At 67.2% G+C, this 10,917-nt stretch carries 12 protein-coding genes; 5 read left to right on the plus strand and 7 right to left on the minus strand.

Going from position 1 to position 10,917, the window contains the following annotated elements:
• Positions 1-30: 30 nt before the first annotated feature.
• Positions 31-1,851: an alkyl sulfatase dimerization domain-containing protein gene (locus ABDV69_RS11375; RefSeq protein ID WP_343574279.1), complete on the plus strand. Its 1,821-nt coding sequence runs from the start codon at positions 31-33 to the stop codon at positions 1,849-1,851.
• A gap of 256 nt (positions 1,852-2,107) precedes the next feature.
• Here the strand turns inward: ABDV69_RS11375 and ABDV69_RS11380 are convergent, their stop codons facing one another.
• The 5 genes from ABDV69_RS11380 to ABDV69_RS11400 all read right to left on the minus strand — a co-directional run bounded on the left by ABDV69_RS11380 (position 2,108) and on the right by ABDV69_RS11400 (position 6,413).
• Positions 2,108-3,082 (minus strand): NADPH:quinone oxidoreductase family protein, encoded by a 975-nt coding sequence (locus ABDV69_RS11380; protein ID WP_343574282.1) that lies wholly within the window; start codon positions 3,080-3,082, stop codon positions 2,108-2,110.
• A complete protein-coding gene (locus tag ABDV69_RS11385) occupies positions 3,082-3,288 on the minus strand; it encodes a hypothetical protein (protein WP_343574313.1) in 207 nt (68 codons plus the stop codon). Before ABDV69_RS11385 ends, ABDV69_RS11380 begins: the two co-directional genes overlap by 1 nt.
• Complete coding sequence (locus ABDV69_RS11390) at positions 3,278-4,570, minus strand: acyl-CoA dehydrogenase family protein (RefSeq protein WP_343574284.1); 1,293 nt, start codon at positions 4,568-4,570, stop codon at positions 3,278-3,280. The genes ABDV69_RS11385 and ABDV69_RS11390 overlap by 11 nt, the downstream gene beginning before the upstream one ends.
• Before the next feature lie 71 nt (positions 4,571-4,641).
• The gene (locus ABDV69_RS11395) at positions 4,642-5,406 is read right to left on the minus strand and encodes an SDR family oxidoreductase (protein WP_343574287.1); all 765 of its coding nucleotides are present in this window, start codon (positions 5,404-5,406) and stop codon (positions 4,642-4,644) included.
• Positions 5,403-6,413 (minus strand): phosphotransferase family protein, encoded by a 1,011-nt coding sequence (locus ABDV69_RS11400; RefSeq protein WP_343574290.1) that lies wholly within the window; start codon positions 6,411-6,413, stop codon positions 5,403-5,405. Before ABDV69_RS11400 ends, ABDV69_RS11395 begins: the two co-directional genes overlap by 4 nt.
• 82 nt (positions 6,414-6,495) lie before the next feature.
• Here ABDV69_RS11400 and ABDV69_RS11405 point away from each other — a divergent pair, with 82 nt between their 5' ends.
• Positions 6,496-7,113 (plus strand): histidine phosphatase family protein, encoded by a 618-nt coding sequence (locus ABDV69_RS11405; protein WP_343574293.1) that lies wholly within the window; start codon positions 6,496-6,498, stop codon positions 7,111-7,113.
• A gap of 12 nt (positions 7,114-7,125) precedes the next feature.
• Complete coding sequence (locus tag ABDV69_RS11410) at positions 7,126-8,163, plus strand: phosphotransferase family protein (protein WP_343574295.1); 1,038 nt, start codon at positions 7,126-7,128, stop codon at positions 8,161-8,163.
• 20 nt (positions 8,164-8,183) lie between these two features.
• Here the strand turns inward: ABDV69_RS11410 and ABDV69_RS11415 are convergent, their stop codons facing one another.
• Positions 8,184-8,528 carry a lipopolysaccharide assembly protein LapA domain-containing protein gene (locus ABDV69_RS11415; protein WP_343574297.1) on the minus strand — a complete coding sequence of 115 codons (345 nt, stop codon included), beginning with the start codon at positions 8,526-8,528 and terminating at the stop codon, positions 8,184-8,186.
• 198 nt (positions 8,529-8,726) lie between these two features.
• On the opposite strand from ABDV69_RS11415, the gene ABDV69_RS11420 reads away from it, so the two are divergent.
• Positions 8,727-9,242: a putative glycolipid-binding domain-containing protein gene (locus tag ABDV69_RS11420; RefSeq protein WP_343574305.1), complete on the plus strand. Its 516-nt coding sequence runs from the start codon at positions 8,727-8,729 to the stop codon at positions 9,240-9,242.
• On the opposite strand, the gene ABDV69_RS11425 is transcribed toward ABDV69_RS11420, so the two are convergent.
• Positions 9,205-10,149: a prephenate dehydrogenase gene (locus tag ABDV69_RS11425; protein WP_343574307.1), complete on the minus strand. Its 945-nt coding sequence runs from the start codon at positions 10,147-10,149 to the stop codon at positions 9,205-9,207. The two genes, ABDV69_RS11420 and ABDV69_RS11425, sit on opposite strands and share 38 nt — an antisense overlap.
• Positions 10,150-10,282: 133 nt before the next feature.
• Between ABDV69_RS11425 and ABDV69_RS11430 the strand changes: the two genes are divergently transcribed.
• Positions 10,283-10,795 (plus strand): tRNA adenosine deaminase-associated protein, encoded by a 513-nt coding sequence (locus ABDV69_RS11430; protein WP_343574298.1) that lies wholly within the window; start codon positions 10,283-10,285, stop codon positions 10,793-10,795.
• The last annotated feature ends 122 nt before the right edge of the window (positions 10,796-10,917 follow it).

Here is a 10,917-nt window from a genome sequence, read left to right on the forward strand (position 1 = left end):
GAGACCGATAGACGCTGACATGATGACGCGGTGGACTCATTGCCGCACGATGACACCGCCGATTTCGCCGACGCCGACCGGGGCTTCATCGGCGCCTTGAGCCCCTGCGTGGTCAGGGCCGCCGACGGGCGGGTGGTGTGGGACAACGACGCCTACGCGTTCATCACCGGAAAGGCGCCCGCGACCGTGCATCCCAGCCTGTGGCGGCAATCCAAGCTGACCTCCAGACACGGCCTCTACGAAGTGGTGCCCGGGATCTACCAGATTCGCGGCCTGGACCTGTCGAACATCAGCCTCGTCGAGGGCGACACCGGTCTGATCGTGATCGACCCGCTGGTCTCCACCGAGGTGGCCGCGGCGGCGCTGCGGCTCTACCGCGCCCACCGGGGTGACCGGCCCGTCGTCGCGGTCATCTACACCCACAGCCATGTCGACCATTTCGGCGGCGTGCTGGGCGTGACGTCGCAGGCCGACGTCGACGCCGGCAAGGTGGCGGTGCTGGCGCCCGAAGGGTTCACCGAACACGCCGTGCAGGAGAACGTCTATGCCGGGCCGGCGATGGCTCGACGGGCGACCTATATGTACGGCTCCAAGCTGGAGCGCGGGGCCCGCGGGCACGTCGGGTGCGGTCTGGGGCAGGCTCCGTCAACCGGCGAAGTGGCACTGATCGTGCCGACGGTCGACATTCGCAGCACCGGCGAAGCACACACGATCGACGGGGTGCAGATCGAATTCCAAATGGCGCCGGGCACCGAGGCGCCGGCCGAAATGCATTTCTATTTCCCGCAATTCCGCGCGCTGTGTATGGCCGAGAATGCCACTCACAACCTGCACAACCTGGTGACGCTGCGCGGTGCCCTGGTCCGTGATCCGCACGCCTGGGCCGGATATCTGACCGAAGCGATCGACTCGTTCGCCGACCGTGCCGAGGTGGTCTTCGCCTCGCACCACTGGCCGACGTGGGGACGCGAACGAGTCGTCAAATTCCTTTCGCTGCAAAGGGATTTGTACGCATACCTGCATGACCAGACCTTGCGGCTGCTCAATCGGGGGCATAGCGGCGCTGAGATCGCCGAGACCATGCAGATGCCGCCGGCGCTGGACCGGGCCTGGCACACCCACGGGTACTACGGCTCGGTCAGCCACAACGTCAAGGCGGTCTATCAGCGCTACATGGGCTGGTTCGACGGCAACCCGGCCCGGCTGTGGCCGCACCCGCCGGAGGCGCTCGGCACCCGCTACGTCGAGGCGATCGGTGGCATCGACCGAGTGCTGGAGATCGCGCAGCAGGCGTTCGACGACGGTGATTTGCGTTGGGCAGCAACGCTGCTGGATCACGCGGTATTCGCCGAAAGCGGCCACGCCGGTGCTCGCGCGCTGCTGGCGGAAACCTTTGAGCAACTGGCTTTCGGCGCCGAGAATGCGACGTGGCGCAACTTCTTCCTGTCCGGGGCGACCGAGTTGCGCGACGGCAACTTCGGCACCGCTGCGCAGACGTCGTCGCCGTCGCTGTTGGCGCAGTTGACCCCGGCGCAGATCTTCGACGGCCTGGCCATCGCCGTCAACGGGCCGCAGGCCTGGGATCTGGATCTGGCCTTTGACGTCACGATCGCTGACGACAATTACCGGCTGGCTCTGCGTAACGGGGTACTGGTGCATCGGCGGGTACCCGCGGATTCGGCGACCGCCGCCGCAACCATCAAGCTGGACAGCGCTTTTAGGCTCCTCAGGTTAGCGGCCGGCGACTTCGACTCACCGGGTCTTGCGATCTCCGGCGATCGAGCGGCTCTGATGCGGTTCCTGGGTGTCTTTGACCGGCCCGATCCGTCGTTCAACATCGTCACGCCATGACGTGATGCACTCTCTCGCCGCGAAACAGAACCGAGGGCTGCGGTCTCACCGAATTCACGACCCTGACTTCTGCTTCGCGGCCTCACCGCGAGAAGGCTGTCACATTCGTCCCACCAGTCGCCGCGGCTGGGCGGGTACCAATGTGCCCGCCTTCGAGCGAATTCCGCTCTCGCGTCACGAATTCGCTCAGAGGTGGGCAAACCGCATGGTCCCGCTGAGTGGAGGCGTGAGGGACGGGTGGGACGCGAGAAGGCTGTCACGCCGTGACGTCGATGACCACCTTGCCGATCGCCTTGCGATCGGCCACCAGTCGTAGCGCCGCCGCGGTGTCGGCCAACGGGAACCGCGCGCCGATGTAGGGCCGGATCACGCCCGTCGCGAACATCTGCGTCAACTCCCGCATGTCACGCGCGCAGTCGTCCGGACGGTCGCCCATGAACGTGCGAATCTCCATGCCGCGGAGGCTGATTCCCTTCAGCAGGATGAGGTTCAGGGGGATGGCCGGGATCGCGCCGGCGGCGTAGCCCAGCGTGACGAAGGTGCCGCCGCGTGCCAGAGCGCGCAGTGCCGGCTCCGCGTAGCGCCCGCCGACCGGGTCGAGCACCGCGCGGGCGCTGTCGCCGGTGAGCTCGCGGATGCGGGTCTTCAGGTCTTCTCGGTCGTAGTCGACCGTCGCTTCGGCGCCGCGCCGGCGGCACAGCTCGAGTTTCTCCGGGCTCGAGGCGGCGGCCAGCACCCGTGCCTTCATCGCCACGGCGAGATCCACCGCGGCCAATCCCACCCCACCGGCGGCGCCGAGGACCACCACCCAGTCGCCCGGCCCGACTTCGGCGATCGACCGCAGCGCGTGGTACGCGGTGCGGTAGGTGACCCCGAACGCCGCCGCAGACGCGAAATCGGCGCTGTCGGGTATGGCCGTCAGCGCCGCCTCGTGCAACAGCGCTTGCTCGGCAAACGCGCCGACAAACGTTGTGGCCGAGACCCGTTGGCCGGGTCGCAAAGACACCTTCTCGCCGACGGCGATCACCTCGCCGGCCAACTCGCTGCCCGGGGTGAACGGTGGCGCAATCTTGACCTGGTATTTGCCGTCGATCAGCAGCACGTCGGGGAAGTTGACCGCCGCCGCATACACCCGCACCACCACCTGGCCGGGACCCGGAACCAGGTCGGGGACCTGCTCGACGACCAGGTCTTCGGGCGGGCCGTAGGCGCGGCAAATCGCGGCGCGCATCAGCCGACCCGCAGTCCGCGAACATTGTTGCCGCCCAACGCCGCAATCGCCTCGACCAGCAGATCGCGCATCGACGCTCCTTCGATCCAACGCCGCACCTGACCCGCCGGCGTGTGCTCCTTGGCCATCTGATGTTGCAGATACGCCACGACGATCGCGACGCCGCGTTCCATCACCCGGATCGCGATGGCGCGGTTACTGGACAAGGGCGGCGCCGTATTTCGCCCGGACCGCCTCGCGGCGCACGTCGAGCATCTCGCTGGGCCACTCCGAGCTCTCGGCCTCGACGTTCTTGAGCAGCATCCGGGCCAGGTTGACCTTGTGCGCCTCGGTCGGTCCGTCGGCCAGGCCCAGCGCGATACCGCCAAGCAGGACGTTGACCAGCGGCATCTGATCGGTCAGGCCCAGTGCGCCGTGGACTTGAATCGCCCGCAGCGCAATGGATTTCAGTACCTGCGAGGCAAGGATCTTGCACGTGGCGATCTCCGCGCGGGCACCGTGCTCGTCGCCGCTGTCGATCAGCCACGCGGCGTGCAGCACGGTCAGCCGGAACGGCGTCAGCTCGGTGTGGGAGTCGGCAACGAACTCCTGCACCAGCTGCTTGTCGGCCAGCAACGTGCCTTGGGTGAAGCGGCTTTTCGCGCGTCGCGCCATCATCTCGACGGTGCGCTGGGCCATTCCGATCGCGCGCATCGCGTGGTGCAGCCGGCCGCCGGCCAACCGGGTCTGCAGGATCAGGAAGCCCTGGCCGGCCTCGCCGAGCAATGCGGTCGACGGCACCCGGACGTCGTCATAGTGCACCAGTGAATGCCCCGGCTCGTGCGGGTCGGCGCCGACCAGATGGTGGTTGGCCTCGACCTTGAGGCCGGGGGTGTCGGCCGGGATCAGGAATGTCGATGCCCCCTGATGCACCGCCACGTCGGGGTTGGTGATCGCGACGACGATGAAGAACGATGCGACGGAAGCGTTGCTGGAGAAATACTTTCGACCGGTGATCACCCAATCCCCAGTTCCGGAGCTGTCCTGCACAGCGCGGGTGGTGAAGACCCGGGGGTCGGCGCCGCCCTGCGGCTCGGTCATCGAGAAGCAGGAGAAGATCTCGCCGGACAGCAGCCCAGACAGGTAGCGGTCCTTCTGCTCCTGGGTGCCGAAGCGGGCGATGATCTCGGCGTTGCCGGTGTCGGGCGCCTGGGTCCCGAATACGATGGGTGCCCAGGGGCTACGGCCTAGTATCTCGTTGATCAGCGTCAGCTTGACCGCGCCGAAGCCCTGCCCGCCGAGTTCCGGTCCGAGGTGCGGCGCCCACAGCCCCTGGTCGCGGACCTGTTGTTTGAGCGGGTCGACGATCCTGCGTCGCTCGTCGTTCAGCGGCAGGAACTCACAGCCTCCGAACAACACCTCCAGCGGTTCGACCTCCTCGTGGACGAACTCGCGGATCCAGTCGAGCTTCTTCGCGAACTCGGGTTCGGTGGAAAAGTCCCATGCCATGTCGATGCTCCTACTGGGTTGATGAGAGGCGACCCGCAGCACGCGGTTACGCCGCGCTTGCGATCGCCTTGCTAGGGGATGCCACCGTCGGCCCGCAGGATCGAGCCGGTGCTGAAACTGGATGCGTCCGATGCCAAAAACAATGCGGCGCCTACGATTTCGGACGGATCGCCGGCCCTTTGCAGCGACAGGCCGGCGAACGGGTTGTGCGCGGCCTGCGCGATGTTCCACGACTTGCTGACGTCGGTGAGAAAGGGTCCGGCCATCAGCGTGTTGACCCGGACCTGCGGGCCGAGCGCCCGGGCGAAGCCTTCGGTCAGCGCGTTGAGGCCGGCCTTCGACGACGCGTACGGGATGATGTCGGGCGTCGGGCGCAGTGACCCGGAGGTGCTGACGTTGATGATGGACCCGCGACCGGCCGCGACCATCCGCTCACCGACCAACGCGGACAACCGAAATGGGCCCTTGAGGTTCAGGTTCACCACGGCGTCGAACAGCTTCTCGGTGACGTCGGTCAGCTTGTCGTAGACCGGCGACATCCCCGCGTTGTTGATCAGCGTGTCGACCGTGCCGAACCGGTCATAGACCGCGTCGACAAGCCCGTCGAGTTGCTCCCAGCGACCGACGTGCACCTGGTACGGCATCGCCGTGCGTCCGGTCTCGCTCTCGATCTGCTCGGCGACGGCGACGCAGTTCTCTAACTTGCGGCTGGCGATCACCACGTCGGCGCCGCAGCGCGCCACCCCGAACGCCATCTCGCGGCCCAGCCCGCGGCTGCCGCCGGTGATCAGCACAACCTGATCGGTCAGGTCGAAAAGCCTACCGGCATAACTCATTTCAACGAACCCGCCAGCTCGGCCGCGGTGGTGATCAATTGCGGGACCATCGCACCAAACGCGTCCTGGATCTCACGCTCCACCTTGCCGTTGCGCACCCCAGCAGCGTAGGTCTTTTCCAGCACGATGCCGAGCTTCCAGTTGGCCAGCACCAGGTAGTAGTCGATGTTGTCGCATGACAACCCGCTGACCTGCTCGTAGCGCTCGAGCAACTCGCTACGCGTCGGCATCCCCGTCATATCGAGATAAAACCCGTCTTCCTTGGGGTGTTCGCCGTCGTAGCCCAGCAGGCACCAGGCCAGGTCCAGCAGCGGATCGCCGATTGTGGTCATCTCCCAGTCCACGATCGCGGCCAGTCGGGCCGGTCCACCGTGAGCGAACATCACGTTGGCGAACTGGTAATCGCCGTGCATGATGCCCGGCCGGTACTGCGCGGGCCGGTTGGCGCGCAGCCATTCCGCGGCCTCGTCGAGGCCGGCCAACTCGCGGACCTGGTAGCTGCGCAGGAAGGCCAGCCACCGGTCGACCTGCCGTTCGTGGAATCCGTCCGGCCGGCCGAAGCCCGCCAAACCCTGTGCCTGCCAATCGACTCGGCCTAGCTTCGCTGCGCCCTCGACGAGTTCGAAGGCCAGGCCGCGACGAGCCTGCGGGTCGTCGTCGAACGGCGCCTCCCAGCCGCCGTTCATCGGGCTCCAGCCGTCGATCGCCTGCATCACGTAGAACGGTCTGCCGAACAGATCCCCACCGTCGTCGGCGATCAACTCGGCGTGCGGCACGTCGGTGCCCCGCAGCGCGCGGACCAACCTGATCTCGCGGAGCAATCCGTCGATGCGGGCGGCGTCGGTGCGGTCGCCGGTCATGCGCAGCACCATTCGCTCGTCGCCGCGGTGGATCAGATACAGGTTGTTCTGCGAGCCACCGGACAACTGCTCGAACCGCGGCTTCTCGCCGGTGCCGGGAGCGCCGTTGGTGTCCAGCCAGCGTCCGAGGACCACGTCGTCCAACATCTGCACACCCCAATCTCCGCACGGAGAATAGCATTCTCCATGGAGCTGACGAGGCCGCCAAAGCGCATGAAAGGCTGTCCGGATGCAGTTGCTTCTGGTCCGGCACGCGTTGCCGCTGCGTAGCGAACCAGGTCCGGCGAACCGGGAGCGTGCCGACCCGGACCTCTCCGACGAGGGACGCGAGCAGGTGGCGCGGCTGCCCGAGGCGCTGGCCCGATTTCCGATCACCCGGGTGATCAGCAGCCCGCAGCGCCGTGCCGTGCAGACCGCTGAACCGGTCGCCGCGGCACGTGGGCTGGACATCGAGATCGACGACCGCTTCGCCGAGTACGACCGGGAGCTTCCGGTCTACATCCCGATCGAACAGATCCGGGCCGAGAACCCGCAGGAGTGGGCGCGGATGGCGCAGGGACACTTGCCGAGCACGGTCGACGAGGACGCGTTTCGGGCGCGGGTGCAGGCCGCCGTCGACAACGTCGCCGCCACCGCCGAGCACGACGACACCGTCGCGGTGTTCAGCCACGGCGGGGTGATCAACGTGGTGCTACACCAGATTCTGGGCACCCGGCGGATCTTGTCGTTCCCGATCGACTACGTCTCGGTGACCCGGCTGCTGTTCTCCCGGTCCGGTCAGGCCAGCGTGGTGACGGTCAACGGCACCGAACATGTATGGGACCTGCTGCCGAGAAATCGGCGGTGATAAACAGAACCCGTGACTCTAGACGGGCTGGACCTCTCCGCGCTGGACAAGTACCTGCGATCGGCCGGCGTGAGCCGCGACGGTGAGCTGACCGCACAGTTGATCGCCGGCGGCCGTTCCAATCTGACCTTCCTGGTCGCCGACGACTCGTCGACGTGGGTGCTGCGCCGCCCGCCGCTGCACGGCCTGACGCCCTCGGCGCACGACATGGCGCGGGAATACACAGTGGTCGCCAGGCTGGCCGATACCCCGGTGCCGGTGGCCCGCGCGGTCACGCTGTGCAACGACGCAGCGGTGCTCGGCGCGCCGTTCCAGATGGTCGAATACGTTGCCGGACAGGTTGTTCGCAGCCGGGTCGAGCTCGAGGCGATGGGCGATCAGCAGGTCATCGACGGGTGTGTCGACGGGCTGATCAAGGTGCTGGCCGACCTGCACGCCGTCGACCCGGCGGCCGTCGGCCTCGCCGACTTCGGCAAGCCGAGCGGATATCTGCAGCGCCAGGTCCGCCGGTGGGGCTCGCAGTGGGAGCACGTGCACCGGCCCGACGACGCTCGCGACGCCGACGTCGCGCGGCTGCGCACGGCGCTGCAGGACGCGGTCCCGCAGCAGAGCAGGACGTCGATCGTGCACGGCGACTACCGGATCGACAACACCATCCTGGACGCCGACGACCCGACGCAGGTACGTGCCGTCGTCGACTGGGAACTCTCCACGCTGGGCGATCCCCTCAGCGACGCGGCGCTGATGTGCGTCTACCGGGACCCGTCGCTCGACCTGATCCTGGGCTCCCATGCCGCGTGGACCTCGCCGCAATTGCCGGTTGCCGACGAGCTGGCCCACAAGTACTCGGAGACCTCCGGACAACCGTTGGCGCACTGGAACTTCTACCTGGGGCTGGCCTACTTCAAGCTGGCGATCATCGCGGCCGGCATCGACTTCCGCAGGCGGATGTCGGGCGGTGCCGACGATGCTGGGGCCGCGTCCGACCGCGTGGGTGAGACGGTGGCGCCGTTGATCGCCGCCGGTTTGGCCGAACTGCAGCGGGCCTAGCAGGAGCGTTAAGGCTCCGACTACCGGCCGGCGAACAGGTTCTTCTTCGCGGCGCGACGCAACTGGTAGATCCGCGCGGTGCCGGCGAGGAAGGTGATCAGCCCGCCGCTCACCGCGGCCAGCAGAATCGCCACGCCCAGCGGCAGGCTCCACTTCCAGCCCAGGAACGCGAAGTCCCCGGGAGCCGTGTTCTGCGTGATGAAGATCAGTAACACAATCAGGATCAGGAAGCCGGCTGCCAAAAATGACCACAGGCCGGCAGTACGGGTGAATCTCACCGCCGACTCAGGCGCTGATACCCGGCCCGGGACCGGCGGGGTCGGCACTGGCGGTTGTTTAGGTGGTACGGGCGGATCGCTGCTCATAAAGCCATCTTTACCCGTTGCCGGGGCAAAGGGAACCGAACTTCCCGGAAACGGGCGACTGCGCCGAAGGCCACCCCACCAGGCGTCGAGAGCTTATCCGCCGTCGCCTAACGTAGACCCGTGAGCCAAACCCTGTCCGACCCGACGAAAGAAGCGTGGTCGACGATCCTGACCTGGCGCTCACAGGATCACCGCCGGATGGAATCGGTGCGGGTGCAGTTGTCCGGCAAGCGAATCAAGGCCAACGGCCGCATCGTCGCCGCCAAAACCGACACCAACCCGGCCTTCGCCGCCTACTACGACCTGCTGACCGACGAGACCGGGGCGACCAAGCGGCTGGGCATGACCGTGACGCTGGCCGAGCGTGAGCGGCAACTTGTGGTCGCCCGCGATGACGAGAACGTCTGGCTGGTCACCGATCACCACGGCGACTCGCGCGCGGCCTACGAAGGTGCCCTCGACGTCGACGTGGTGTACAGCCCGTTCTTCAACACGCTGCCGATCCGCCGGATCGGACTCCACGAACACACCGACTCGATCACGGTGCCGACGGTCTACGTGAAATTGCCAGAGATGAGCGTGGCCGCGGCGGCAGTCAGCTACAGCAGCGTCGGCGACGGTGTGACGGTCCGCTCGCCGACGTCGGACACCACGCTGACCGTCGACGCCGACGGGTTCATCGTGGACTATCCAGACTTGGCAGAGCGGATCTGATCACCCCGCCGGCACGCCCGGCCGCCGCCAACTCACCGCGCCAATGTGCGTCGCCGACGAACACGCCGACGATCTCGGGCCGCGAGAAGCTGTCATAGCGCGCCCGGGCGGCATGCCCACTTTCGACCAAATCGGCAACGGAGTCGTTGTGCGCCAGTGACTTTCGGGCTTCACCGAGTAGCTCCATGACGCGATCTACCCGCGGCAGCAGTTGGCCCGCGTTCGCTTCGCACATGGCTCGAACCAGATCCGGCGCGCTGCCCGCAACTCGGGTGCCGTCTCGGAACGAGCCGGCGGCCAGCGCAAACGCCAGCGGCACCTCTGCTGCGGTCACCGCCAGGGCCTCCGCAAGCAGGTGCGGCAGATGCGAGATGGCCGCTGCGGCGGCGTCGTGCTCGTCGGATCTGGCCGGCACCACCACCGACCCGCAATCCAGCGCCAGTTGCAGCACCGTCGACCATACGGCCGGGTCCACGTGGTCGTCCACGCTGATCACCCAGGGGGCTCCGACGAAGAGTCGGGCATGCCCGGCCTCCCAGCCGGAGTGCGCGGTGCCCGTCATCGGGTGTCCGCCGACGAAGCGCGCCTGCAGACCCGCGGCGGTCACCTGGTCCAGCACTGCACCCTTGACGCTGGTGACGTCGGTGAGCGGGCAGTCCGGCGCCGACTGTTTGAGGCGGCTGAGCAGGATCGGCAACGCCGGCATCGGCACCGCCATAACGATCAGCGCGCCGACGTCCGCGGCGCGTCTGAGCGCTTTGGTCAGGTCAGTCGTGGCGTCGAACCCGTCGAAGCGGGCGGCCTGGGCACCCTCGACCGAGCGGTTGTAGCCGAAGGCTTCTCGACCGGCCGCGGTGGCGGCACGCAAAAGTGAGCCGCCGATCAGTCCCAGGCCCAGCACGCACACCGGTGCCTTGGCCGGGGTCGTCGAAACGGGAGAACTCACCCGTCAAGGTTGGCATACCCGGCTGCGGACCGCGATAGCGGTTTGCTGGGCTTGCGCTGGTCAACCGGCTTCCGCGCGACTAGCGTAGGCGCCCATGGGAGCACAGCGGGCGTCTGCGCAGGCCGATACGCCGGACGGGTTCGGTGTGGCTGTCGTGCGCGAGGACGGCAAATGGCGTTGCTCGGCGATGGGGCCCAAGGTTTTGGTCAGTCTGTCCGAGGCCGAGACGGAACTGCGCGAATTACGCAGTGCCGGAGCGGTTTTTGGTCTGCTGGATGTCGATGACGACTTTTTCGTGATCGTCCGGCCGGCGCCGTCCGGAACTCGGCTGCTGCTTTCTGACGCGACCGCGGCACTGGACTACGACATCGCCGAAGAAGTGCTGGACAACATTGACGCCGACATCGAGCAGGGCGATCTTGAAGACGCCGACCCGTTCGCCGAGGGCGATCTCGGGTTGCTGTCCGATGTGGGTCTGCCCGAGGCGGTGCTTAGCGTGATCCTCGACGAGACCGACCTCTACGCCGACGAGCAGTTGGACCGCATTGCCCGCGAGATGGGCTTCGCCGACGAGCTTGCGTCGGTGCTCGACAAACTGGGTCGGTGATCGCAAGCGCGGCGGAGCCGGGCGCAGCGGGTCGCCGCCATCAGCCTGGGTCGGTGATCGCAAGCGCGGCGGAGCCGGGCGCAGCGGGTCGCCGCCATCAGCCTGAGTCGGTGAGTTTCGAC

The organism is Mycobacterium sp. (genome assembly GCF_039583785.1).
Taxonomy (GTDB): domain Bacteria; phylum Actinomycetota; class Actinomycetes; order Mycobacteriales; family Mycobacteriaceae; genus Mycobacterium.